21 protein-coding genes are annotated in these 25574 nt (G+C 71.8%); 10 read left to right on the forward strand and 11 right to left on the reverse strand.

Annotation, left to right across the window (positions count from 1 at the left end; genetic code table 11):
* Positions 1-189 precede the first annotated feature (189 nt).
* From lon to EMA17_RS49885, 3 genes are all read right to left on the reverse strand, one after another.
* A complete protein-coding gene (gene lon, locus EMA17_RS49875; protein WP_126643846.1) occupies positions 190-2607 on the reverse strand; it encodes an endopeptidase La in 2418 nt (805 codons plus the stop codon).
* A 349-nt stretch (positions 2608-2956) separates the two neighbouring features.
* Entirely contained in the window at positions 2957-3562 is a 606-nt protein-coding gene (locus EMA17_RS49880; RefSeq protein WP_126643847.1) for a dihydrofolate reductase family protein, read from the reverse strand.
* 223 nt (positions 3563-3785) lie between these two features.
* Positions 3786-4139, reverse strand: a complete 354-nt coding sequence (locus EMA17_RS49885) for a hypothetical protein (protein ID WP_126643848.1) — start codon at positions 4137-4139, stop codon at positions 3786-3788.
* A 183-nt stretch (positions 4140-4322) separates the two neighbouring features.
* Between EMA17_RS49885 and EMA17_RS49890 the strand changes: the two genes are divergently transcribed.
* The 3 genes from EMA17_RS49890 (at position 4323) to EMA17_RS49900 (ending at position 7898) form a co-directional block, all read left to right on the forward strand.
* Positions 4323-5552, forward strand: coding sequence for an MFS transporter (locus EMA17_RS49890; RefSeq protein ID WP_126643849.1), 1230 nt, complete (start codon positions 4323-4325; stop codon positions 5550-5552).
* 138 nt (positions 5553-5690) lie between these two features.
* Positions 5691-6317 (forward strand): NADPH-dependent FMN reductase, encoded by a 627-nt coding sequence (locus EMA17_RS49895; protein WP_126643850.1) that lies wholly within the window; start codon positions 5691-5693, stop codon positions 6315-6317.
* A 66-nt stretch (positions 6318-6383) separates the two neighbouring features.
* Positions 6384-7898: a DHA2 family efflux MFS transporter permease subunit gene (locus EMA17_RS49900; protein WP_126643851.1), complete on the forward strand. Its 1515-nt coding sequence runs from the start codon at positions 6384-6386 to the stop codon at positions 7896-7898.
* Between the two features lie 475 nt (positions 7899-8373).
* Here the strand turns inward: EMA17_RS49900 and EMA17_RS49905 are convergent, their stop codons facing one another.
* Both EMA17_RS49905 and EMA17_RS49910 read right to left on the reverse strand, forming a co-directional pair.
* Positions 8374-9087, reverse strand: a complete 714-nt coding sequence (locus tag EMA17_RS49905; RefSeq protein ID WP_126643852.1) for an HdeD family acid-resistance protein — start codon at positions 9085-9087, stop codon at positions 8374-8376.
* A gap of 139 nt (positions 9088-9226) precedes the next feature.
* On the reverse strand, positions 9227-11068 hold the full coding sequence (locus EMA17_RS49910; protein ID WP_126643853.1) for an AMP-binding protein: 1842 nt from the start codon (positions 11066-11068) through the stop codon (positions 9227-9229).
* 377 nt (positions 11069-11445) lie between these two features.
* Here EMA17_RS49910 and EMA17_RS49915 point away from each other — a divergent pair, with 377 nt between their 5' ends.
* Together EMA17_RS49915 and EMA17_RS49920 are read left to right on the forward strand one after the other, a co-directional pair.
* The gene (locus EMA17_RS49915; RefSeq protein ID WP_170222386.1) at positions 11446-12618 is read left to right on the forward strand and encodes an acyl-CoA dehydrogenase family protein; all 1173 of its coding nucleotides are present in this window, start codon (positions 11446-11448) and stop codon (positions 12616-12618) included.
* On the forward strand, positions 12615-13760 hold the full coding sequence (locus EMA17_RS49920) for an acyl-CoA dehydrogenase family protein (RefSeq protein ID WP_174861547.1): 1146 nt from the start codon (positions 12615-12617) through the stop codon (positions 13758-13760). The genes EMA17_RS49915 and EMA17_RS49920 overlap by 4 nt, the downstream gene beginning before the upstream one ends.
* Positions 13761-13875: 115 nt before the next feature.
* Here the strand turns inward: EMA17_RS49920 and EMA17_RS52455 are convergent, their stop codons facing one another.
* The 6 genes from EMA17_RS52455 to EMA17_RS49945 form a co-directional block, all read right to left on the reverse strand.
* Positions 13876-14022 (reverse strand): hypothetical protein, encoded by a 147-nt coding sequence (locus tag EMA17_RS52455; protein ID WP_160161879.1) that lies wholly within the window; start codon positions 14020-14022, stop codon positions 13876-13878.
* A 107-nt stretch (positions 14023-14129) separates the two neighbouring features.
* The gene (locus EMA17_RS49925) at positions 14130-14654 is read right to left on the reverse strand and encodes a hypothetical protein (RefSeq protein WP_126643855.1); all 525 of its coding nucleotides are present in this window, start codon (positions 14652-14654) and stop codon (positions 14130-14132) included.
* 59 nt (positions 14655-14713) lie between these two features.
* Positions 14714-15457, reverse strand: coding sequence for an ABC transporter ATP-binding protein (locus tag EMA17_RS49930; RefSeq protein WP_078974646.1), 744 nt, complete (start codon positions 15455-15457; stop codon positions 14714-14716).
* Positions 15454-16215, reverse strand: a complete 762-nt coding sequence (locus tag EMA17_RS49935; RefSeq protein ID WP_126643856.1) for an ABC transporter ATP-binding protein — start codon at positions 16213-16215, stop codon at positions 15454-15456. The genes EMA17_RS49930 and EMA17_RS49935 overlap by 4 nt, the downstream gene beginning before the upstream one ends.
* Positions 16205-18433 carry a branched-chain amino acid ABC transporter permease gene (locus EMA17_RS49940; protein ID WP_126643857.1) on the reverse strand — a complete coding sequence of 743 codons (2229 nt, stop codon included), beginning with the start codon at positions 18431-18433 and terminating at the stop codon, positions 16205-16207. Before EMA17_RS49940 ends, EMA17_RS49935 begins: the two co-directional genes overlap by 11 nt.
* A 197-nt stretch (positions 18434-18630) precedes the next feature.
* Positions 18631-20202, reverse strand: coding sequence for an ABC transporter substrate-binding protein (locus EMA17_RS49945; RefSeq protein WP_160161880.1), 1572 nt, complete (start codon positions 20200-20202; stop codon positions 18631-18633).
* A gap of 470 nt (positions 20203-20672) precedes the next feature.
* Here EMA17_RS49945 and EMA17_RS49950 point away from each other — a divergent pair, with 470 nt between their 5' ends.
* The 5 genes from EMA17_RS49950 (at position 20673) to EMA17_RS49970 (ending at position 25406) form a co-directional block, all read left to right on the forward strand.
* Positions 20673-21353, forward strand: coding sequence for a spermidine synthase (locus EMA17_RS49950; RefSeq protein ID WP_126643859.1), 681 nt, complete (start codon positions 20673-20675; stop codon positions 21351-21353).
* 109 nt (positions 21354-21462) lie between these two features.
* Positions 21463-21948: a nuclear transport factor 2 family protein gene (locus EMA17_RS49955; RefSeq protein WP_126643860.1), complete on the forward strand. Its 486-nt coding sequence runs from the start codon at positions 21463-21465 to the stop codon at positions 21946-21948.
* Entirely contained in the window at positions 21945-23432 is a 1488-nt protein-coding gene (locus EMA17_RS49960; RefSeq protein WP_126643861.1) for an MFS transporter, read from the forward strand. Before EMA17_RS49955 ends, EMA17_RS49960 begins: the two co-directional genes overlap by 4 nt.
* A 94-nt stretch (positions 23433-23526) precedes the next feature.
* Positions 23527-24738: a sensor histidine kinase gene (locus EMA17_RS49965; protein WP_126643862.1), complete on the forward strand. Its 1212-nt coding sequence runs from the start codon at positions 23527-23529 to the stop codon at positions 24736-24738.
* Complete coding sequence (locus EMA17_RS49970) at positions 24735-25406, forward strand: response regulator (protein WP_126643863.1); 672 nt, start codon at positions 24735-24737, stop codon at positions 25404-25406. Before EMA17_RS49965 ends, EMA17_RS49970 begins: the two co-directional genes overlap by 4 nt.
* The last annotated feature ends 168 nt before the right edge of the window (positions 25407-25574 follow it).

Consider the following 25574-nt stretch of genomic DNA (forward strand, 5'->3'; position numbering starts at 1 on the left):
CCCCGGCCCGGTCCCCCACCTGTTCGATTGGACATGCGCGCATGATGACAGCACGCAATCGAACAATCCGATCATGTGATCGAATCGAGATTCGCCGCCAACCGGGTTGTCCGCTCGTGGCCGGAAAATGCCGCACGAGCCGCCCCTTCGGACGGCTCGTGCGGCTGGTCGGCGGGAGCTGACGGAGGATCAGGCAGCCACCGCGTGCTTGGTGTTGGCGGGTTCGAGGGCCAGGTGCAGCACCTCGCGGACGTCGGCGACCGCGTGCACGGTGAGCCGGCTCAGGATCTCCTCGGGCACGTCGTCCAGGTCGGCCTCGTTGCGCTTGGGGATCAACACCGTGGTCACACCGGCGCGTTCCGCGGCGAGCAGCTTCTGCTTCACGCCGCCGATCGGCAACACCCGGCCGGTGAGCGAGACCTCGCCGGTCATAGCCACGTCGGAGCGGACCGGCCGCCCGGTCAGCAGCGACACCAGCGCGGTGGTCATCGTGACACCGGCACTCGGGCCGTCCTTGGGCACCGCTCCGGCCGGGACGTGGACGTGCACGCCGCGGTCCTTGAGGTCGCCCACCGGCACCTCCAGTTCCGCCCCGCGCGAGCGCAGGTAGGACAGCGCGATCTGGGCCGACTCCTTCATCACGTCGCCGAGTTGGCCGGTCAGGGTCAATCCGGTGCCGCCGGTCTCGGCGTCCGCGAGCGAGGCCTCGATGTAGAGCACGTCGCCGCCCGCGCCGGTGACCGCCAGGCCGGTGGCCACGCCCGGCACCGCCGTGCGCTGTTCGGCCTTGCTCAGCAGCGACTCCGGGGTGTGCCGGGGCCGGCCGAGGTAGTCGCGCAGGTCGCCCGCGTCCACCGTGATCGGCAGCGGGTGCGACGCCGCGTCGAGCGCCTGCCGGGCCGCGACCTTGCGCAGCACGCGGGCGATCGAACGCTCCAGGGTGCGTACGCCCGCCTCGCGGGTGTACTCGCCCGCGAGCAGCCGCAGCGCGTCCTCGGTGAAGGACACCTCGGTGGCGTCCAGACCCGCCTTGTCCAACTGACGCTTGATCAGGTGGTCCCGGGCGATGACGACCTTCTCGTCCTCGGTGTACCCGTCGAGGCGGACCAGCTCCATCCGGTCGAGCAGCGGCTCGGGGATGGTCTCCAGGACGTTGGCGGTGGCCAGGAACACCACGTCGGACAGGTCGAGTTCGACCTCCAGGTAGTGGTCGCGGAAGGTGTGGTTCTGGGCCGGGTCGAGCACTTCGAGCAGGGCCGCGGTCGGGTCGCCCCGGTAGTCCGAGCCGACCTTGTCGATCTCGTCGAGCAGGACGACGGGGTTCATGCTGCCCGCCTCCTTGATCGCCCGGACGATCCGGCCCGGCAGCGCGCCGACGTAGGTACGGCGGTGGCCGCGGATCTCCGCCTCGTCGCGGACGCCGCCGAGGGCGACCCGGACGAACGAGCGGCCCATGGCGCGAGCGACCGACTCGCCGAGCGAGGTCTTGCCGACTCCGGGCGGGCCGACCAGGGCGAGCACCGCGCCGGAGCGCCGGCCGCCGACCACGCCCAGACCGCGCTCCTCGCGGCGCTTGCGGACCGCCAGGTATTCGACGATGCGCTCCTTGACGTCGTCCAGACCGGAGTGGTCCGCGTCCAGGATCGCGCGCGCCTCGGCAACGTCGTACGCGTCCTCGCTGCGCTCGTTCCAGGGAATCTCCAGGACCGTGTCCAGCCAGGTCCGGATCCAGCCGCCCTCGGGCGACGCGTCGGAGGCGTGCTCCAGCTTGTCGACCTCCTTGAGCGCGGCCTCCAGGACCTTCTCCGGCAGGTTCGCGGCCTCGACCCGCGCCCGGTAGTCCTCCTCCTCGCTGTCCGGGGTGCCGTTGAGCTCGTTGAGTTCCTTGCGCACCGCGGCGAGCTGCTGCTTGAGCAGGAATTCGCGCTGCTGCTTGTCCATGCCCTCCTGGACGTCCTTGCGGATCGTCTCGGCCACGTCCAGCTCGGCGAGGTGGTCCCGGGTCCAGCCGACCACCTTGGTCAGCCGCTCCTCGACGTCGATCGTCTGGAGCACGTCGATCTTCTGCTGCAGGCTCAGGTAGGGGGCGTAGCCGGAGTTGTCCGCCAGGTCGCTGGGGCTCTCCAGGGCCTGGACGTGGTCCACCACCTGCCACGCGCCGCGCTTGCCGAGCACGGTGGTGACCAGGGCCTTGTACTCCCGGGCCAGCTCCAGGGTGCGCTCGTCGGCCTCGACGTCCGGCACCCGGGTCGCCTCGACCCACAGCGCCGCGCCGGGGCCGGTGGTACCGCTGCCGATCCGCACCCGGCTCTCGCCGCGCACCACCACGACCGACTCACCTCCGGGCAGTCGGCCGACCTGCTCGATCACGCCGAGCGTGCCCACCGCCGGGTACTGTCCGTCGTCGCGCGGAACAAGCAGCACCCGCGCCTTGCTCTCACTACGGATGCCCGGTCCGGCCGACCGCCCCGCGGCGGCCCGCGCGGCATCCACGGCGGCTCGGGTCTCCGCGTCGTCGAGTTCGAGCGGGACCACCATGCCGGGGAGGACGACGACGTCGTCCAGCGGAAGAACCGGCAGGGTCAGGGTCCCGATGGTCTCGCTCATGTCATGCCCCTTCAGTGGCCACAGTCGAAAAAGTTGCGCTGTACCGACTCAAGAAACACGAGCCCCTCTTTGTTCCCCCACCCTCCCCACTCCGTGTTCGCCCTGGGCGAAGTTCGAGGCGGCGCGGGCGGACGGCGTTCGTCGCCGGGTTCGGGCGACACTCGCCGATGCCCCGTGACTCCGGCATCCGGCCGTTCGGGGGTGGCGGCGGCGGTGTCGGCTCCGTTTTTCCGAATCGCCGCGCAACCTCGGGTCGACCTCGCCCCGAGCCCGCACGGGAGCCGGGTCCGGTAGCGGTGATCCTCGGGACCCGGCGGGCTTCGGCGCGGCGAATGTGGCCGGTGACCTGCTAGTAGCTGTCGTAGTCGGGCTTGCCATGCGGTCGGTAGACGCCGAGGACGGTGCCGCCCCTGGTCGTCGAGAGGCTGACCGGCTCCAGCGCGGTGGGGATCGCTCCGTCGGCGAACAGCCGCTTGCCGGTGCCGATGATCACCGGGTGGATGGTCAGCCGGTACTCGTCGACGAGGTCGTGCCGCATGAGGGTCTGGGCGAGGTCACCGCTGCCGACGACGTTGATGTCGCCGCCCTCGGATGCCTTCAACGCGCGTACGGCGTCGACGGTGTCGCCCTCCAGGAGCGTGGAGTTCTGCCACTGGACGGAGGTCAGCGTTCGCGACGCCACGTACTTGCGCATGCCGTTCATCCGCTCGGTGAACGGGTTGTCGGGATCGGCGGTCGGCCAGTACGACGCGAAGATCTCGTACGTCTTGCGGCCGAGCAGCATCGCGTCGGAGTCCCGGTACCAATCGGCGATACCCGCGCCGACCTCCTCGTCGGACACCGGCTTCTGCCAGCCGCCGTGCTCGAAGCCGCTCTCCGCGTCCTCGTCCGGACCGCCCGGTGCCTGCATGACGCCGTCGAGCGTCAGGAACGTACAAACGATGATCTTGCGCATGATGTGCTCCTTTGTCGTCGACGGGTAGACCCCACAACCGCCGAAAACTCATCGGCGCACCTCGGACGACGTCCTCGATCGGGCCGTGGCGCGCCCTGCCCGACGGACGACCGGCCCCACGCGGGGACGATTGCGCGACGGGGACGTCCGGTGGGCGTTCGACCATCGGCGATCTCCGGACACGGCGGTCGACGGGTCGAAGACCTTCGGGTCGGGGCCGGGGTCAGAGGTGGCGTCGGGCGGCTTCGACGATGGTGTCCACGGTGGTGTTGAACGCGATGGCCGCCCCGGGGGCGTGGATGCGGATGAGGTTGACGATCTGCTCGAAGAGCGAGAGGAGTTGTTCCGACTTGCGGACGCCGCCGCCGATCAGGACCACGTCCCAGGCGCGCTCGGTCAGGGCGGCGACGACCTTGGGCCCGGCGGTCTCGTCGGGGCCGAACACGGTCATGGAGGCGTGGATGCCGTACTCGGCGAAACGGGCCAACTCCGCCTCCAGGGTGGCGAGTATGGCCGCGCCATTGGTGCCGGGGACGATGTGCGGGTCGACGCCGAGAACGAGTACCGAAGAAGTCATGGGGTCAACCTACGAAATCGGATCCGGCGGATCGAACGGCGGGCACCCGTGGGTCGGTTGGGCCTCCGAGCGGTGCCGGCGCGGTGTTGAGGGCGGGTTTCCGCCAGACCCGGGGTGGTGGGGGTGGCTGTACTGGATCCGCCCCGGCTTGCGGGGCTCCCCCACATCGCCGAAGGGACACCCATGCCCGCCATCGCCCGAGTCGACGAACATGCGGCCGCGTCACCCGAGTTCAAGCCGGATTCCGGGCCGCCGCGGCAGTATCGGGCCGCCGTCGTGTGTCTGTTCCTGGGGATCTTCGCGATCGTGACGACGGAGATCCTGCCGATCGGGTTGTTGACGCCGATCGCGGACGACTTCGGGGTCTCGGACGGGACGGCCGGGTGGTTGATGACCGTGCCCGGGTTGCTGGCCGCGATCTGCGCGCCGGTGGTGACCGTGTCCACCGGGCGGCTGGATCGGCGGAGCATGCTGGTCGCGCTGATCGTGCTGCTCGCGGTGGCGAACTTCCTGGCCGCGCTGGCGCCGGCGTTCTGGGTGGTGTTGGTGGCGCGTGCGCTGGTCGGGGTCACCATCGGCGGCTTCTGGTCGATCGGGGCGGGTCTGGCGCCCCGGCTGGTACGGCCCGAGGCGGTGGGTACGGCGACCGCCGTCATCTTCGCCGCGGTGCCGGCCGGCTCCGTACTCGGCCTGCCCGCCGGTACCCAACTCGGCGAGCACCTCGGCTGGCGGGCCTCGTCCGTGGTGATGGGCGCCCTCGCGCTGGCCGTGTCGGTCGCGCTGCTCGTCCTGCTGCCCCCGCTGCCCGCGACGACCGTGACCCGGGCCCGGGTGCTGCGCGGCCTGGTGCGCGGCGCCGACGTGCGGATCGGCCTCGCCGCCACCGCCCTGGTGGTGATCGCGCACTTCGGGGCCTACACGTACGTGACGCCCTTCCTCGAGGAGGTCACCCGCGTGGACCGCGGCCGGATCGGGCCGTACCTGCTGGCCTTCGGCGTGGCCGGCATCGTCGGGAACTTCGTCGCGGGCGCGACCCTGGCCCGCGGCCTGCGCGCCACCTTCGCCGGCTGCGCGGCGCTGATCGCCGCGGCCACCGCGCTGTTCCCGGTCCTGGGCCGGTGGGACGCGGGCGCGCTCGGCCTGCTCGTGGTGTGGGGGCTGGCCTACGGCGCGGTCCCGGCCTGCTCGCAGACCTGGTTCGCTCGGTGCGCGCCCGACGCCCCGGAGGCCGCGACGGTGGTGTTCACGTCGTCCTTCCAGCTCACCTTCGCCGCCGGCGCCCTCCTCGGCGGCGGCGTCGTGGACGCGACGTCCCCCTCGACGGTCATGGTGTGCGCGAGCGCGGTCGCCCTGACGATGGTCGCCGTCGTCGCGACCCTCGGCGGGCCGGGTCGGGACAGGGCTTCGGGGTAGCCGGGCATCCGCCCGGAACACGCCGAAAGAGTTCGGGAAAGCGGCAGTTGACTTCAAGTCGACTTGAACTTCTAACGTTTTCCTCGTCGCCCGGAGCACCCGCTTCCGAGGCGCGTCCGAACTCTTCTTGGGGAACCCATGACCACGCTCACGCACACCGACACCGACACCACCGCCGCTGCCGCCGGCGGCGACCCGTTCCGGCTCGCCGTCATCGTCGGCAGCACCCGGCAGGGCCGGTTCGCCCCGGTGGTGTCGAACTGGTTCGCCGCCGCGGCCGAGGAGCACGGCGACTTCGACGTCGACATCATCGACCTGGCGGAGGACCGCCTGCCCGACGTATGGGCCCCGCTGAGCGGCGAGCCCGCCGCCGTGGTCGCCCGGGTCGGCGCCCGACTCGCCGACGCCGACGCTTTCGTCGTGGTCACGCCGGAGTACAACCACAGCTTCCCGGCCGGGCTGAAGAACATGATCGACCTGTTCCGGAACGAGTGGCAGGGCAAGCCCGTCGGCTTCGTGTCCTACGGCGGCATCTCCGGCGGCCTGCGCGCGGTCGAGCAGCTGCGTCTGGTCTTCGCCGAGCAGCACATGGTCACCACCCGCGACGGGCTCGCCTTCCCGATGGCGTGGGAGAAGTTCGACGCCGACGGCAAGCCGGTCGACGCGGCCCGTACCGCCGCCGCCGCCAAGGTCATGCTCGACCAGCTCGCCTGGTGGACCGAGACCACGCGGTCGATGCGCGCGCGCCGCCCGTACGGCGTCTGACCCCGAGCACCGACGCCGCACCCGACGCCGCGGCGTACCCACCCCGTCGAACGCCAGGAGCCCGCGATGGCAACGACCACCGCCCCGGCCGCGAACTCCCCTGCGGCCACCACCCCCACCGACACCCCGCCCCGCGGCATCGCCGCCATCGCCCTCGTCGTCGTGCTCGGCTCGATCATGTCGGTCCTGGACGTGACGGTCGTCAACGTCGCGCTGAACCACCTCGCGCGGGACTTCGACGCCCCACTGGCCACGATCCAATGGGTCGCGACCGGGTACACCCTCGCCCTGGCCACGGTCATCCCGATGGCCGCGTGGGCGATGGGCCGCTTCGGCACCAAACGGCTGTACATGTTCTCGATCGGCACCTTCGCCGCCGGATCGATCCTGGCCGGCCTGGCCTGGTCGGCCGAATCGCTGATCGTCTTCCGGGTCCTGCAGGGGCTCGGCGGCGGCCTGATCATGCCGGTCGGGATGACCATCCTGGCCCGCGCCTCCGACCCGAGTCGGATGGGCCGCACGATGGCCATCATGGGCATCCCGGTCCTGATCGGCCCGCTGGTCGGCCCGATCCTGGGCGGATGGCTGGTGGACGACGTCTCGTGGCGCTGGATCTTCTTCATCAACGTACCGATCGGCGCGATCGCCCTGGGCCTGGCCGCCAAGGTCTTCCCGCGCGACACCGCACAACCGACCAGGCCGCTGGACGTACCGGGACTGCTGATGCTCTCCCCCGGCCTTGCCCTGCTCATCTACGGGCTGGCCACCGGCGGCGAGAAGGGCGACTTCGGCGCCGCCGGGGCGCTGGTGCCGGCCGTGCTCGGTGCGCTCCTGGTGATCGGCTTCGTGGCCCGGGCGTTGCGGGTCGAGCACGCGCTGATCGACCTGCGGCTGTTTCGCGGTCGGGCGTTCGTGGCCGCCGCAGGCACCATGTTCCTGTTCGTCTGCGCGTACTTCGGCTCGATGATGCTGGCTCCGCTGTACTACCAGCTGGTGCGTGGGGAGAGCGCCACCGCCTCCGGCCTGTTGGGCGCGCCGCAGGCGCTGGCGACGGCGCTGTCCATGCAGGTGGCCAGTCGGCTCAGCGACCGGATCGCGCCGGGGCGGATCGTGTTGATGGGGATCGTGGTCGCCGCGTCCGGGTTCCTCGCGTTCACCACGCAGGTGGCGGCGGACACGCCGTACTGGGTGCTGATGGCGTGCATGTCGGTGACCGGTGTCGGGGTGGGGATGACGCTGATGCCGACCACCGCCTCGGCGCTGCGCACGATGTCGCACGAGCAGGTCGCGGTCGCGGGGACGACGTTGACGATCATCCAGCAGGTGTCGGCGGCGATCGGTGGGGCGTTGATGTCGGTGCGGTTGGCCGGGGCGATGCGGGATGGCCTGCCGGCCGGGCAGGGGGCCGGGGGGCTGGGCGAGTTGCACACGTTGTCGCCGGATGTGGTGGTGGCGGTCGGGCCGGCGTTGGCCGACGCGTTTCAGGGGACGTACTGGTGGGCCGTGACGTTGATGGGGCTGGCGTTCCTGCCGGCGTTGTGGATGAGCCGGCGTCGGCCGGCAGCGCCGGTGGGCGAGTAGGCCGGGGTCGGGGCGGCCGTCCTCGAACGCCGGACGGGCTGAGGGGTTTGGTGCCCCGAGCGCCGGAAGCTGCGGTTGGTCGTGGCCTCCGGCCCGGTGTCCTCAAACGCCGGACAGGCTGAGATCGTCGACCCGAGTCGGTTGTCCTCAAACGCCGGACGGGCTGAAGGGCTTGGTGCCGCGAGCGCCGGAGGCTGCGGTTGGTCTCGGCCTCCGGCCGGGAGTCTGCAAACGCCGGACGGGCTGAAGGGCTTGGTGCCCCGAGCGCCGGAAGCTGCGGTTGGTCGTGGCCTCCGGCCGGGTGTCCTCAAACGCCGGACGGGCTGAAGGACCTGGTGCCGCAAGCGCCGGAAGCTGCGGTTGGTCGTGGCCTCCGGCTCGGTGTTCTCGAACGCCGGACGGGCTGAAGGGCCTGGTGCCCCGAGCGCCGGATGGGCTGTCGAGCGATGGCCCGTCCGGCGTTTTGGGTTGCTTGTTATTCGTTCGGGGGCTTTGTCATCGTGTCCGGGCCCTTGTGGGTGCCCTCCCTTGTGGGGGGCTTTTCGGCTGTCCATTCGGCCGGTGGGGTGGGGGGCGTCTCGGGGACTTCCGCGTCTCGGACCATGCCTACGATTCGGCGGCCGGTGAGGCCCAGGCTGACCAGGCTCAGGCCGTCGAAGAGGAGGGCCAGGGAGATGAACGTGCCGATCACGTAGCGGCTGCTGCTCGGCCATTCGGCCAGTACCAGCAGGCCCAGGACCAGGTCGACCACGCCGACGCCGATGGTCCAGATCATCTTGGCCGACATGCTCGCCACGCCGCCGACGATGCGGAACATGCCCGCGCCCAGCAGCAGCAGGGCCACGAACAGGGTGAGCGCCTGGGCCCCCACGTCGGGGCGGCGCAACAGCACCACGCCCGCCGCGATGTTCAACGCCGAGACCGCGACCACGAGCCAGAACGCGTTCTCCTTGCGCGCCTGGATCGCCTGGACGAAGCCGACCACGCCGCCGATCAGCAGCAGCCAGCCGAACAGCACCATCGTGGTGAGCGTGGCCAGGCCCGTGTAGATCAGGCCGACGACCCCGCCGAGCACGAGGACCATGCCGAGCACCACGAGCAGACCGAACCCGAATCCCTTGCCGCTGCGTCGATGCCGCCCCGCGCCGGACTCGGCGGAGGGACCGGTGACGCCCTTCGTGCTCTCCATGGGTGCCGCTCCTCGGATCCGTCCCGCGCCCGCGTCGTCGCGTGCGTGGTACGCCTTCCCGCTGGAAAGCGACATATCCGCGGCATCGGCTGTTCGCATGATCGTTTCGGACCGGTGCGAGCCCGGCGAAGCGCGCCGCTCAGCGCCCCTTCCCCGGGGGCAACGACGGCGGCAGCGCGGAGCGCACCGGGGACAGGGCCGGGGCGAGCGCCGGCCGGGCCGCGGGCATCGGCGTGGCCGTCGCCGTGGTCACCGTGACCCCGCGCACCGCCGGGCCCGGCCGATCCGTCAGGCCCAGGAAGTGCCGGCGCAGCCGATACTTCTCCACCCGCCCGTTCGGCGTCCGCGGCATCCGGGCCACGATCCGCACGTACGCCGGCCGCATGTACGCGGGCAGCGACTGGACGCACCACGCGCGTAGCTCGTCGGGATCCAGCGGCCGGCCCGGTTCCGGCTCGGCGTACAGCACCACCTCGTCCTCGTCGTCCCGGTCGGCGGGCACCCCGAAGACCGCGCCGACCGCGATGTCGGGATGCTGGTTGACCAGGTCCTCGATGTGGTACGCCGACACGTTCTCGCCGCGGATCCGGATCCGGTCCACGACCCGGTCGACGAAGTGCAGCAGCCCGTCCTCCTCGTCGAACACCGCCGCGTCGCCGGTGTGGAACCACAGGTTGCGGGTGGCCTCGGCGATGCTCAGCGGGTCGCCCACGTACTCCTGGACCAGCAGCCCCGGCAGATGCGGACGCATCGCCAGGTGGCCCACCACCCCGCGCGGCACCGGCCGGTCGTGCTCGTCCAGGATCGCCACCCTGGTGAACGGCAGCGGCGCGCCCAGGCAGCCCCGGCGCACGATCCGGGACGCGGGCACGACCGGTACGCCCAGGCGATCGCAGACCCGCTTGACCTCCTTCGCGCCGAGCCCGCGCCGCAGCGCCTCCGGGGTGCCCTCTCCCGGCTCGGCGCCGATCAGCACGGCGGCGATCGGCAGTCCGGTCTCGACCTGCCCGTAGCCCGCCACCACGGTGTCGATGCCGTAGCGGCGCGCGAACGAGTGGTGGATCGCCGGCAGCGGCTGCATCAGCACCTTGCTCAGCGGGTTGTCCCGCTCGCCGCGCCGCTCGGGCGCGCCGGAGAGCCAGCCCACCATCGTCTCGGTGAGCACCGCGCTGGTGGCCCCCGCGGCCGTCACCCGGCGCCAGAAGTCGACCGGGTGGAACCGGTCCCACAGCGACACCCCCGCGCCCGTCCAGGCCGCCCGGGCCAGCCCGGCGAACGCGCCCTGGAGCGAGTGCAGCGGCAGGTCCACGTGCACCACGTCGTCCGGCGTGGTCAGCCGGCGCAGCAGCAGCGTGTACGCCGCCAGCCAGCGATGCGGCAACACGGCGGCCTTGGGCCGGCCCGTCACCCCGGCGGTGTGCACGATCATCCCGACGTCGGCGGGATCGATCACCACGCCCGGCGGCTCGGCGCGGGCCAGGAAGTTGGCGTAGGCGATCTCGGGGTAGCCGTGCGGCGGACGCGGCCCGACCGCGTCGTGCACGGTCAGCCGGGGCAGCCGGTCCAGGTGCGGGCGCACCGCCTCCAGCGCCTGCACCAGCAGGCGCTCGGTGACCACCAGCAGCGGCCCGGTGGCCTCCAGTTGCTCGACCAGCGGGTCGCCGATCAGGTCCGGGTCGATCGGGCAGTAGACCGCGCCGGCCTTCCAGATGCCGAACATCCACAGCGCGGCCGCGTACGAGCTGCGGCAGTGCACGGCGATCCGGTCGCCGCGCCGCACGCCCGCCCGGGCCAGGTTGCCGGCGATCGTGTCGGTGGCCCGCTTGGCCTCGGCGTAGCCGAGGTCCAGGCCGTGCTCGCCGTAGTGGATGAAGACCCGCGTCGGGGTGCGCGCCGACCACCGGTCCAACGCTTCGGTGACCGACTCCCCGTCCGCGGCGAGTTCGGCGGCGAGACCCGCCTCGAGTTCTTCGGCGGTCATGGCTTGTGACAACCCCCTTGCGACACGCAGAAACCCGGAAGCCGGCGGCTGGAGACCGTGCGTGTACTCGATCACACGGGGAGAAGAACATATCGCCTGTGCGTGCGGGTTGGGGGCCCGGGCACGGGCTTCCTACCGGTGAGTTCAGCACTTAGCATCCAGGTGGCCCGGTTGTCGACGGAGTGTCGTCCGACGGGAACAGGGCGTCATGGTGGCGAACGGAGGCACCTCCTGTGCGAGAGCGGGGCGGCGTGAGCGATACGGACAACCAGCCCGACGACGGGCGCGACGACGGGCCCGGCAACGAACCCCGGGCCGCATCGGGAACCGCTCCCGACGGCCCACCGGCCGCGGGCGGACCGCTCGACGCGGCGGAACTGCGGCGGCGGGTCGCCGACTTGGTCGCGGCGCACGATCCCACCACGATGACCTCGGTGGAATTCCTCGGGCACCGCTTCGACGCGGGCCTGGCCTGGGTGCACTTCCCGGTCGGCTGCGGCGGCCTGGGCGCCTCGCGGGCGCTGCAACAGGTGGTCGAGGACGCGTTGATCGCGGCCGGCGCCAAGGTGGTCAGCGCGTACCGCAATCCGATCGGCCTGGGCATGGGCGCGCCCACGATCGTCGCGCACGGCGACGCCGAGTCGCGCGCCCGGTTGTTGCGCCCGCTGTGGACCGGCGAGGAGGTCTGGTGCCAGCTGTTCAGCGAACCCGGCGCGGGATCGGACCTGGCGGGGCTGGCCACCCGGGCGATGCGCGACGGCGACGGCGACTGGATCGTGACCGGCCAGAAGGTGTGGACCTCGCTCGCGCACAAGGCGCGCTGGGCGATGTTGCTCGCCCGGACCGATCCGGACCTGCCCAAGCACCAGGGGCTGACCTACTTCTTCCTGGACATGACCTCGCCCGGGGTGGAGGTGCGCCCGCTGCGCCAGGCCACCGGACAGGCCGAGTTCAACGAGGTGTTCCTGACCGACGTACGCGTGCCCGACGCGCATCGCGCGGGTGAGGTGGGTCAGGGCTGGGCGGTGTCGAACACCACGCTGATGAACGAGCGGGTGGCCATCGGCGGCGGCGCCGCGCCCCGCGAGGCGAACGCGATCGGGGCGGTGGCGCGGATGTGGCGCGACCGGCCGGAGTTGCGCACTCCCGGCCTGCACGACCGGCTGCTTCGGGCCTGGGTGGAGTGCGAGGTGGCCCGGCTCGGCAACGAGCGCATCCGCCAGCAACTCGCGGTCGGCGCGCCCGGGCCGGAGGGGTCGGCGGCCAAGATCGCCTACGCGCGGCTGAACCAGGACGTGACCCGGTTGTGGCTGGAGCTGACCGGCGAGGAGGGCCTGGGCTACGACGAGTGGACCATGCGGCGCAGCGACATGGGCCAGGCCACGCTGGGCGCGCGCGCTCCGGGCTACTACTACCTGCGGGCCAAGGGCAATTCGATCGAGGGCGGCACCTCGGAGGTGTTGCGCAACGTGATCGCGGACCGGGTGCTGGATCTGCCGCGCGAGCCGCGCACCGATACGAAGGTGGCGTGGAAGGAGATGCCCCGGTGAGCGAACCCACGATTCCCTCGCTGCTGTACGGCGAGATCGAGGAGGAGTTGCGCGCGACGCTGCGCGAGCTGCTGCGGGACCGGTGCGGGTGGCACGACGTGCTGGCCCGGATCGACACCGACGAGGCGTACGACGAGGGCCTGTGGAAGGCGGTGGCGGCCGAGTTGGGGCTGGCCGGGCTGCTGATCCCGGAGGAGTTCGGCGGGGCCGGCGCGGGGCCGAGGGAGGTCGCGGTGGCGCTGGAGGAACTGGGCCGCGCGGTGGCGCCGGTGCCGTTCCTGGCCAGCGCGGTGCTGGCCACCTCGGCGCTGCTCGCCTGCCCGGCCGGTGCGGCGCGCGATACCGCGCTGCGCGCGCTGGCGGAGGGGACCCGTACCGCCACCCTCGCGGTGACCGCGACCACCTGGCCGGAGGCGGGCTTCCCGCTGTCGGTGACGGGGGCGTGGGAGGACGGGGAGTTGTCCCTGACCGGCGCGGTGACCGGGGTGTTGGCCGTGGATCGGGCCGAGCTGCTGGTGCTGCCGGTGATCGTGGCCGGCGAGCCGCATCTGGCGCTGGTGGCGGGCGACGCGGCGAACCTGGCCCGCGGCGCGGTGACCTCGTTGGACGCGACGCGTCCGGTGGGTCAGGTGACGCTGGATCAGGTGCGCGCTCGGGTGCTGGCCGGGCCCGAGCACGCCGAGCGGGCCCTCGGGCACGCGGTGCGCTACGGCGCGGCGCTGCTCGCGTCCGAGCAACTGGGCGTGGCGGAGCAGGCGTTGGCCGAGGCGGTCGGCTATCTGAAGGTGCGTCACCAGTTCGGCCGGCCGATCGGCTCGTTCCAGGCGCTGCGCCACCGTGCCGCCGACCTGTGGTCGGACCTGGCGTCGGCCCGGGCCGCGGCCCGCTACGCGGCGGCGTGCCTGGCCGAGGACTCCCCCGACGCGGCGGTGGCGACCGCGCTGGCCCAGGCGTACTGCTCCGAGGTGGCGGTGCGTACGGCGGAGGAGTGTGTGCAGATGCACGGCGGGATCGGCTTCACCTGGGAGCACCCGGCGCACCTGTACCTCAAGCGGGCGATGGCCTCGGCGCTGCTCCTCGGCACCGCGGACCGACACCGGGCCACGCTCGGCGCGCTGGTGGACCTGCCGCCGGCGATCTGAGCGCCCCGCGCACGTGCGGATGGCCGGCCCCGTTCTCGGGACCGGCCATCCGCAGGTGTGGGTGTGCGCGGCCCGAAACGGCTCCGGGGTGTGTCTTCGAGACCGGCGACCCGCGCTAGCTGCGCAACATCAGGACGATCATCACGATCGCGAGCGCCATCAGCACCGCCCACACCGTCGTGACCAGGCGCAGGCGGCGGCCGTCGCGCGGTGTGGTCGTGTCGGGCGGGGCGGAATCTCCCGGCGGTGGGTTCTCGCTCATGTCCTCGCTGCCCTCCACGGGTGCTGCGCGCGGCGTCCGTCCTGTTCAGGATGACACCGCGCGCGGCCCGTTGAGGAGCCCCCGAAGCGGTCGGGGGCCGCGATCGCTCAGTGCTGCGCCGGCGTGGTCGGCAATACCGTCGTGGCGTCCGTGCCCGCGTCCGCCGGCCCCTGCCGCGGGCTCTGCTGGGCGGCGATCAGCCGGGCCAGCCAGAACCGCATGAAGGTGGACAGCGAGAAGCGCAGGAACAGGGCGAACCCGAGGAGCGAGACCGGGATCGCCGAGATGCCCAGGGTGATGGCGTCGTTCTGGGTCAGGATCAGCGTCGTGCCGTGGGACATGAAGTAGGCGCCGAAGCCCATCCCGATCCCGAGCACCATCAGCCCCACGCCCAGCCACATCAGCTGGGTGTCGAGCATGGTCTTGGGCGCGCGCAGCTTGAGGGCCCCGACGTCGGCGGTGAACTGTCGGGTCCGGTCCTGGGTGGCCGCCGGTACGGCCGCGTGGCGCGGCGGTGCGTACGCCGGTGGCCCGGCGGTCGGCACGCCCTGCGGAACCGTCGGCGGCACGCCGGGGGGCGGACCCGCGGGTGCGGGTGGCTGCCCGTCGGCGTTCACGCTGTTCATACTCATATAAGTGCTCACCTCGTGGGTCGCCGTGAGGTTGATGCGTACCCGACGGCCATGTGCGATCAGCCGCCCAGGTACGCGCTGTGCAGGTCGCCGGCGATCTCGTCCGGGGTGCCGACCTGAAGGATCCGGCCACCGCTCATGACCGCGGCGAGGTCGGCGACGGCCAGGGCCGTGCGCGCGAACTGCTCGACCAGGAGCACGGTGACACCGGTCTCGGCGATCTTGCCGACCACGTCGTACAGCTGGTCGACGACGAGGGGCGCGAGGCCCATCGACAACTCGTCGAGCAGGATGATGGCCGGGTTGGTGGCGATCGCCCGGGCGACGGCCAGCATCTGCTGCTCGCCGCCCGACATCGTGCCCGCGGCCTGGTTCCGGCGCTGCTCGAGGCGGGGGAAGATCGGGAAGACCTTCTCCTCGATCTCCTTGCGGGAGACTCCTCGATAGGTCGCCATCCACAGGTTCTCGGACACGGTGAGATTGGGGAAGACGCCGCGGCCTTCCGGGATGCTGCACAGGCCGATCCGGGCCAGGTCCACGGGAGCCGCCCCGGTGACGCACCGGCCGGCCAGGTAGATGTCGCCGGCGGTGGGCTGGTGCAGCCCGGTGATCACCTTGAGCATCGTGGTCTTGCCGGCGCCGTTGGGGCCGAGCACGGCCATCACCTTGCCGGTGGGGACCGCGAGGTCCACCTTGTGCAGCACCTCGACCTGCTCGTACGCGGCGCTGATCCCGCGCAGTTCGAGCAGCGGCGGGGCGCTCGGCGCGCCGGCCGGCTGCGCGTCGGCCACATTCAGGGTCATACGCTCTCCTGAAGGACTTCGTCGGCCTCCGCCGCGTCCGCGGTACCGAGGTAGGCCGCCTGGACGGCGGCGTTGTGGCGGATCTCGTCGCACGTACCGTTGGCGATTTTTTTGCCGAAGTCAAGTACGTGCAGTTCGTCGCAGGTGTTCATCACCAGGTCCATGTCGTGCTCGACCAGCAGCACCGCGACGCCGTCGGCGGCGATCTCGCGCAGCAGTTGGCCGAAGCCGCGCGTCTCCTCGTCGTCCTGGCCCGAGGCCGGCTCGTCCAGGAGCAGGATCTTGGGCCGGCAGGCCAGCGAGCGGGCCAACTCGACCACGCGGCCCTGCCCGGTGGGCAGTTGGTCGGCGCGCACGTGCGCGATCGCGGTCAGGTCGAGGCGGTGCAGCAGGCGCGCGGCGGTGTCCTGCGGCGTCTCCTTGGTGCCCCGGTGCAGTCGGCGGTACTGCGCGGCGGCGACCTGGATGTTCTCCCGGACCGACAACGAGCCGAACAGTTCCAGGCGTTGGAAGGTGCGGGCCATGCCGAGCCGGGCCCGGCGGTAGGGCGCCAGTTTGCTGACGTCGCGCCCGTCCATCCGCACCTGTCCCGAGGAGGGTGGTTGCAGGCCGGTGATCACGTTGAAGATGGTGGTCTTGCCCGCGCCGTTGGGCCCGATCAGGCCGGTGACCTTGCCCTCGTGGGCCCAGATGTCGACGTTGTTCAGGGCCGTGTGCCCGCCGAAGCGGACCGTGACGCCCTCGACCTCAAGCCCCATGACGTGCTCCCGGCAGGATGGGTGACGGTGCCGCGGCCGTCGCCGCCGCGGGCAGCGAGGGCAGCGCGATCAGTTTGTCCAGCGCCTCGATGTCGGCGGCCTCGAAGCGGTTCCCGTTCAGGCCCAGGCCCTCGGGTTGCCCGGACAGGCCCTCGGGCACCTCCGGTTCGGTCCGCGGCGCCTTGATCATCACCTCGATCTTGAGCGCGGCCGGGATGCCGATCACCGCGAGCAGGATGCCGAGCACGAACGGCCAGTTGCCGATCACGTCGGTGAACCGGAGCACGATCAGCGCCAGTTGGGCGGCGGCGCTGCCGGCGAGGACGACCGGGCGGCCCAGCGCGGGCTCCCACTCGGGGCGGATCTTGGCGGCGATGAAGCCGTTCGGGTTCTTGCCGAGCGCGATGCCGTTGAGGCCGATCAGGATGGTGGTGAGCTGGGCGTAGTCGGGGAAGAGGTTGGTCATCAGCGGGGTGCCCAGGAAGATGCCCGCGAACAGCGCGGCGCCCGGTGAGGTGAGCCCGGCGATCACCATCAGCATCAGCACCGAGAGCCCGGCGGTGAAGTCGAAGTTGACCGGGGACAGGGTGCCGGCCGCGCCGCCCAGGATGCCGCCGCCGACGCCGGCCATCGCGGCGGAGAGCCCGAAGACGGTGAGCGTGGTCAGCTTGTGGTTCATCCCGATCGTCGCGCAGGCCGCAGGGCTGTCCTTCATGGCCAGCAGCCTGCGACCGAACTCGCCGCGCCGGATCCACACCACGACCAGCGAGGACAGCGCGAAGAAGACCGCGCCGAAGATGAAGTACGCCCGGTCGGAGGAGATGTCGATGCCGGGCCAGTCGAAGCGCTCGAAGTTGAGCGTGCCGCTGTTGAACAGGTCGATCTTCGTGTCGCCCCAGGTGAAGGCGGGCAGGCCGAAGATCCAGCGGTCCAGCATCACCGCGAACGCGGCGGTGGCCAGGGCGAGATAGATCCCGGACAGGCGCAGCGCGGGCAGCGCGACGAGCACGCCGATGCCGGCGCAGATCAGCGCGGCCCACAGCAGCCCCAGCGGGTTGCCGCCCTCGCCCAGGTGCGAGACGCAGATCGCGCCGATGCCGGCGAAGCCCAATTGGGCGAGCGACATCTTCCCGGCGTAGCCGACCAGCGGGATCACCGACAGGCCGATCAGCGCGAAGCCCCACATGCGGGTGCTGGCGAACAGGTCGGCGGCGGCGAGGGAGTTGGCCGCCACCACCGCGCCCGCGATCACGATGCCGGCGAAGACCAGCGAGCCGGTCCAGGTGGGGCGGTGCGAGATCTCCCGGGTGCGGGAGGAGGCGTGGCCGCGCAGCCGGGAGGTGGGCAGCAGCATGATCGCCACGAACAGCACCAGGACCGGCATCGAGTCGCTGAGGCCGGACAGGTAGGGGCCGGCGGTCGGGAAGCGGGTCTCGGTGAGGTAGCCCTTGCCGTACTCGGTGACCAGGCCGATGATCATCGCGCCGACGAACGTCCACGGCAGGCTCTTGAGCCGGCCGATCACCGCCGCGGCGTAGGCGTTGACGATCAGCAGGGTGAGCGGCAGCGCGGCGAAGGAGAGTTTGGGGGCGATCAGGATGCCCGCGACCGCGGCCAGCATGGTGCCGGTGGCCCAGGCCAGCATGCCGGGCACCTCGGGGCGCGAGCCGTTGAGCACGGCCAGGTTGCGGTCGTCGACGGTGGCGCGCATGGCCACGCCCGCGCGGGTGGAGCGCAGGAGCACCCACAGGCCGATCGCCACGATCAGCGCCACGGCCAGGGTGATCAGGTCGTGGTAGGAGACCCGGGTGCCGGCCATGTCCACGGACTCGCCGGGGAAGAAGTTGACCACGTTGCGCGGGGTCTGCGGATCCCAGATCCACATCACCGCGGCCAGCAGGCTCAGCAGCACCGCGACGGTGACCATCAGGCGGGTGGTCTCCGAGGTGCCCTCGAGCCGGCGCATGATGGCGAAGTGCAGGAACACCCCGAACGCGGGGGCCAGTACGCCGAGCACGACCAGCAGGGACAGCCACACGGGCCAGCCCCAGTCGAAGTGCAGTTGCCAGTAGGTGAACGCGGCGAGCGCGCCGGTGGCGCCGTGGGCGAAGTTGAAGATGCCCGTGGTGGTGTAGGTCAGGGTCAGGCCGCCGGCGGTGATGGCATAGATGCCGCCGGTGACCAGGCCGCTGATGGTGAGGATGATGAACTCGTGCACGCGCCCTCCGTTCGGGCCGGGCCGTGTCGCGGGGCGATCGGTCTCGGAGACTGGTGCGGCACGGCGCCTGACAGGTCGTCAGGGCCGCGGGGCCGCCCTCCCGCCCGGTGCGGGGCGAGAGGGCGACGGGGTGTCGCGGGTGCTTCGGGTGCTGCGGGTGACGCGTGGCGTGGGGGTGTGCTCCCGGCCCAGTGGGGTCAGGAGGTCACTTCCTCCGGCGGCGCGGCCGGCGGCGGCTCGCCCCCGTCGGCGGGCGGCGGGCTGCCGGTGCCCGAATCGCCGGCCGGCGGCGGAGCGGTTCCCCCGTCGGCGGGCGGGGTCGTGGCCGGGGCCGACGGTGGCGCGCTCGGCGCGCCCGGGGCGACGGCGACCACGTTGGCCGGGTCGCAGTTGAAGAACTCGGCCTTGTTCGGCTTGGTCAGCGCGGCGTCGTACTCGAAGCCCTTGGCGGTCGCCTTGACCATGGTGAAGCAGTCCGAGGCGCGTACGTCCTTGGTCTCCACGATCGGGCCGGGGGCGAACAGGCCGCCCGCGTCCCAGTTCGCCCGCTTGCCCTTGGCCAGCACGCACTCGGTGGTCAGGTCGGTACCGCACTCCTTGACCGCGCTCGCCCACAGCAGCCAGGAGTTGATCCCCGACATGTGGAAGAACTCCAGGTCCTTGCTCGGCTCGGCGAGGTGCAGGATCTCCAGCGCCTTCTGTACGGCCGGGTTCTTGTCGCCGAGCGACTGCGGCACGTAGGTCGGGTAGATGTAGGTGTCCGGGATCTTGGAGTTCTTGGCGGAGGCCAGGGTGTAGCGGTTGTACGCCGAGGCGTCGCTGACGATGACCTTGGGGTGCCAGTTCATCGCGTCCATCTCGCGGAACATCGAGGCCGAGTCCACCGCGAGCCAGGTGGTGATCAGCATCTCGACACCGGCCTGCTTCATCTTCTCCAGCGTCGTGCGCCCGGGGGGCGGCATGACGGGAACGTCCTCCTTGAAGACGATGGTGCCGCCCGCCGCCTCCACGCCGGCCTTGTAGCGGGCCATCGCGGGCCGCAGCGAGGCCATGTTCTGGCCGAGCAGGCCGACCTTGGCCTTGACCTCGGGACGCGCCGCGAAGACCGCCTTGTAGGCGCCCACCACGGTGGTCGTGGTCGGCAGGCCCACCGCGAGCACCTGGAGGTCGGCCTTGGCCGACTCCTCGCCCACCACGTAGGCGGGGAAGGCGCCGAGCTTGCACCCGGTACGGGCCTTGACGCCGTCGTTGTCGAACGGGTTGCCGCCGCCGACGACCATGAAGTCGTTCTGGCAGGCGGCGGTCATCACGGTGCCCACGTTGCTCAGCGCGGCGTCGCGCTGGGTCAGCTTGATGGTGCGGCCGTTGATCCCGCCGAGGCCGTTGCACCACTTGGTGAAGCCGTCGGCCATCTCGAAGAACTCTTTGCCCAGGCCCGGTTGTGCGGGGGCGCCGGGGTCGCCGGTCACGCTCACCGAGATCTGCTTCTCGGTCACGCCCCGATCGGCCTTCTTGGTCAGCGGTTTGCCGTCGCCCTTGCCGCACACGTCCTTGAGCGTGCCGAAGTCGCCCGGCGCGCCGCCGCCGACGGGGGCCTTGCCGTCCTGGGTACCGGTGGCGGCGGGGCCGCCGCCGCCCGATCCCGGTCCCTTGGCCACCGCGTCCTCGCCCGAGCGGCTACAGCCGACCGCCACAAGGAGCGGCACGACCAGCAAGCCGGCCGCCGCTCGTCGGCGCATCCCACGCCGCCCGGCGGAAGTTGATGCCATCAGCCCTCCCGACACTTCGTTTCCGCGGGCCGGGCCGGGGGCCCGGTGCGCTCTCACGTACTTCTCCTGCGCTGTGCTCGCGTTGTTCACGTCTAGTGCTTCCGCCCCGTCTGCGAGGCATCCTCGCGACTGGATCTGACATGCCATCAGTTAATGGGCCATGAAGCAATGGCCGGGACCTTAACCGGGTGTCCTACAGGGTGCAAGGGTCACCGAACCGGCGAAAACCGCTGGCCGGCAGCCCTGACGAAGCCGGGTACGAGGCGGGGCGCACGAGTACACACGTGTCACCGATCGGACCGTACGGACGGTCGTTTCCGGGCTTCGTGATGGCACTGTTACGAGGTGCGGAAAATCCGTGCCGGGAGATACCCGAGGGGTTCGTGAGGCATTCGAAGGGATACCGCGACAAGGAAAAGGCGACACGACGACACCCGTTCTCCATAAAGCGACAAGGAGTCAGTGCACCGATGCATACGTTCGAGGCGACCACCGACGCGGAAGAGATCGAACGCGTTCCGGCGGCCGACGGCGAACTCGCCCTGCGCCGCGCGGGCGAGCACTACGAAATCATCAGCAACGGGTGCTTTTTGATGGACACCCGCGCGGGCGCCTCCGAGCGTCTGCTCGCGCGCACCGCGCTCGCGGCCGTGACCGCGCCGGGCGACCTGCGTGTGCTGGTCGGCGGCCTGGGCGTCGGCTTCACCCTGCGCGAGACGCTGACCGACCCGCGCGTCGCGCACGTGCGCGTGATCGAGCGCGAACCGGCCGTCGTGCGCTGGGGGCGCGGACCGCTGGCGCCGTTCTCCGGCCACGCCCTGGACGACGCGCGGGTTCGCGTGGTCACCGCCGACCTGGTGGCCTGGGTGCGCTCCGGCGCCGCCGACGAGCGTTTCCACGCGCTGTGCCTGGACATCGACAACGGGCCGGACTGGACGGTCACCGACGGCAACGCCTCGCTCTACGACGACGCCGGACTGGCCGCGCTGCGGGCGCGGTTGGCGCCGGGCGGCGTACTGACGGTGTGGAGCGCGACCGCCTCCCCCGACTTCGCCGACCGGCTGCGGGCCCACTTCGCGCGGGTACGGGTGGAGCGGGTACCGGTCGCTCGGGGCGAACCGGACGTGGTGTTCGTGGCCCGGGAGGGGTGAGCCGGGCCGAGCGGGGGCGCGGGGAGTGTAACTGACGCAACGTCAGATTAACTTGCGTGTGTCATCCAACTGCTGCCAGCATGCGAACACGGTTGCCGAAAGGGTGGACATGCACGACGACGAGGCGGATTCGCCCGCTGCGCACACGCCGAGCCGACTGCGCGATCGCAGCGAACTCCGCGATGTGGTGCAGACCTACGCACACGGCGCGGACCGCCGCAAGCCCGACCTCGTCGCCTCGATGTTCACCCCCGAGGGCCGGCTGGTGATCCACCGCGACCCCGGATCCACCGAACCCCCCGCGGTACGCGCCGGGCGCGCGGAGATCGCCCGGGCCCTGGAGAGCCTGGACCGCTACCCGGTCACCACCCACCTGATCGCCAATCAGCTGATCACCTTCGCCCCCGACGGTGACCGCGCCGACGGCGAGACGTACTGCACCGCGCACCACATCTACGAGTCGCAGGGAGTGCGCCGCGACCGGGTGATGTCCATCCGCTACCTGGACACGTTCGTGCGCACCGACGAGGGCTGGCGCATCGAGACCCGCACCCTGCACTGCGACTGGGTCGAGGACCGGCCGCTGACCGCATGAGCACCCGCACGAAGAGGGCCGGGCGCGCATCGACCAAACGCCACGGCCCGACCACGATCCTGGTCGCCCTGTCCTTCGCCGCGACCACGATGGCGGTCATGCAGACCGTGGTCTCGCCGATCCTGCCCCAGTTGCAGAACCGGCTCGGCGTCTCCAGCTCGGCCATCGCCTGGGTGCTCACCGGCAACCTGCTCGCCTCCGCCGTGGCCACCCCGCTGCTCGGCCGACTCGGCGATCTGCGCGGGCGCAAACGTTTCCTCCTGTACGCGCTCGCCGCGGTCGCGCTCGGCTCGATCCTGGCCGCGTGCACCACCTCCTACGTGATGCTGATCGCCGGGCGCGTACTCCAGGGCATGGGCGGCGGCGTGGTCCCGCTCGCCCTCAGCGTGGTCCGCGACGAGTTCCCCCGGGAACGCTCCGCCGGCAGCATCGCCACCATCGGGGCCACGATCAGCGTCGGCGCCACCTTCGGCTCGGTGAGCACCGGGCTGATCGCCGACCGCTGGGACTACCACCTGCTGTTCTGGCTCTCGGCGCTGGTCGCGCTGCTGTCCATGCTCATGGTGTGGCGGGTCGTGCCGGACACCGCCGAGCGGCGGCAGGGCCACGTGGACCTGATCGGCGCGCTGACCCTGTCCGGCTGGCTGGCCGCGCTGCTCGCCGCCGTCAGCACGGGCGGCCGATCCGGGTGGGGCGATCCGCTGGTCGTCGGCGGCCTGGCCCTGGCCGTACTGCTGTTCGCCGCCTGGATCGGCTGGGCGCTGCGCCACCCCGAACCCCTGGTCGACCTGCGCGTGATGGCCCGCCGACCGGTCCTGCTCGCCAACCTCTCCGGGATCTTCACCGGCATGGCGATGTACGGCTCGTCCCTGCTGTTCCCACCGTTCATCCAGGCGCCGTCGGCACTCGGCTACGGCTTCGGCAAGTCGGTACTGATCGCGGGCCTGATCATGCTCCCGGGCACCCTCGGCAACCTCGCCGCCGCACCGGTGGCCGCCCGGATGACCAATCGCCACGGCCCCAAACCGGCGCTGGTCCTGGGGCCGGTGCTCAGCGGTACGGCGTTCGCCCTGCTGCTCCCGCTGCACGGGCACTGGTGGGCGTTCTCCATGGTCGGCGTGCTGTTCGGGTTCGGCCTCGGACTGGCCTTCTCGGCGATGCCCGCGCTGATCAACGACCACGTGCCGGCGGACATGACCGGGGTGGCCAACGGGATGAACGCGGTACTGCGCACGGTCGGCGGCGCGACCGGGACGGCGGTGCTCGGCGCGATCCTGAGCGCGAGCCCGGCGGGCGCGGCCGCCGCCCGGGCGGCGGGCGTCGCCCACGCGCCCGGATTGACGGGCTACCTCGTCTGCTTCGGCATGCTCGGCGTCGGTTGCCTCCTGGCGGCCGTGCTGGCCTGGTCGATCCCGGGGACGCGGCGAAGCGTGCGGGGCGCGCCGACGAAGGCGGAGCCGGAGCGGGTGGAGGCGGGGAGATAGCGGCCCGACGGCCGCCGAACGACCGACCAAAGTCGATGGTGGGGTCGACTCCCGGTCACTGCCGCGACACCGACGTCGCTGCCTAGGCTGGAGTGTGATCAAGAGCCACGTCACCCGAACCGCCCCCGGCGCACCCCCCACCGGCCTCGTCCGCCGCCTGGTCCCGCGACGCACCCGTCGGGAATGGGCCGCCGACCTCGGCTACGCGCTCGGCGCCCTCGGACTCGGCTCGCTGATCCTCGCGACCGCCCTCCAGGAGGACAACCCGCCGGGCGTCCTCCTCGAGGTCGTCCTCGGCGGCGTCATGTTCGTGGCCATGCTGCTGCTGCGCCGCAGTCGACCCACCGGGCTCACGGTGACCTGGATCCTCGTCGGCTTCTTCTCGGCCGCGGTCACCGGATCCGCGCCGGTGGCCCTGCTCAGCCTGGCCATCCACCGGCCCTGGCGGGCCGTCGCGTCCGTCGCCGCCCTGGACATCACGCTCGTCACCGGCACCTTCTGGGTGGGCGCCACATCGGCCCGCGCCTACTGGACCTCGGTCCTGGCCATGACGCTGCTGATCACCACCGCCGTGGCCACCGGCATGCTGATCCGCTCCCAGCGCGAACTGACCGCGTCCTGGCGCGAGCGGGCCCGGCAGGCCGAGGAGGGCCAGCGACTGCGCGTGGAGGAGGCCCGCCACCTCGAACGCGAGCGGCTGGCCCGGGAGATGCACGACGTGCTCGCGCACCGGATCTCGCTGCTCGCGATCCACGCGGGCGCGCTGGAATACCGGGCCGGCGCCTCGCCCGAGGAGGCCCGCGCCGCCGAGGTGATCCGCCAATGCGCGTTCGAGGCGCTGGAGGACCTGCGCGAGGTGATCGGCGTCCTGCGGGCCCACCCCGACGACGACGGCGACGGCGAGCCCGAGCGGCCCCAGCCGGTACTGAACGACCTGCCCGCGCTGATCGAGGAGTCCCGCCTGGCCGGCGCGACCGTCGACCTGGACCTGGCGAACCTGCCGTCGGTATCGGGACGCACCGGCCGGCACGCGTACCGGATCGTCCAGGAAGGGCTGACCAACGCCCGCAAACACGCCCCCGGCGCCCGGGTACGGGTCCTCGTCGCCCCCGCCCCCGACGACGGCCTCGCCATCGAGGTGGTCAACCGCCTCCCGCTCGGTCACCGCCCCACCGCCATCCCCGGCGCGGGCGCCGGCCTGATCGGCCTGCGCGAACGCGTCGCCCTGATCGGCGGCCGCCTCGACCACGGCCCCACCACCGACGGCGACTTCAGCCTGCGCGTGTGGCTACCGTTGGCCAAGTGAAAAGTACCGACGGCTGTGTACGGGTCCTCGTCGTCGACGACGACGCGCTGGTTCGAGCCGGACTGGCCATGATGTTGTCCGGGCTGCCGGACGTCCGCGTCGTCGGGGAGGTGTCCGACGGCGCCGACGTGCTCGGCGCGGTCGACGAACACCGGCCCGACGTGGTGCTGATGGACATCCGGATGCCCCGAGTGGACGGCCTCGCCGCCACCGCCACCCTGCGGGCCCGCCCCGAGGCGCCGGAGGTGATCGTGATGACGACCTTCGACACCGACGACCACATCCTCAAGGCGATGCGGGCGGGCGCCGGCGGCTTCCTGCTCAAGCACACCCCGCCCCCGGACATCGTCGAGGCCATCCGCCGCGTCGCCGCCGGCGAACCGATGCTCTCCCCCGACGTGCTGCGCCGCATGATGACCTACGTCGCCACCACGGGAATCGACCCCCGCCGAGCCCGAGCCCAGTCCGCCCTCGCCCACCTCAGCGACGGCGAACGCGCCGTGGCCACACTCGTCGGCAAGGGCCACACGAACGCCGAAATCGGCAAGGAACTCTCCATCAGCATCGCCACGGTCAAGGCCTACGTCTCCCGACTGCTCACCAAGCTGGACCTCAACAACCGCGTACAGATCGCACTGCTGGTACACGACGCATCCAACGACGCGTAACACCCCGCGCGACACGGCGAACCGGGCACGCGGGGCGGGGTGGGGGTCGGGCATTTCCGGCGGACGTCGCACCTTTGGCTGCGGACCGACCGGCCCGGCACAGGGGGTGGGCCACTGCCGGCGCGCGGGGCTCCGAGACTCGAAGCTCCCAGCGAGACGGGTGCGTTG

The sequence above is a fragment of the Embleya hyalina genome (assembly GCF_003967355.1).
GTDB lineage: Bacteria > Actinomycetota > Actinomycetes > Streptomycetales > Streptomycetaceae > Embleya > Embleya hyalina.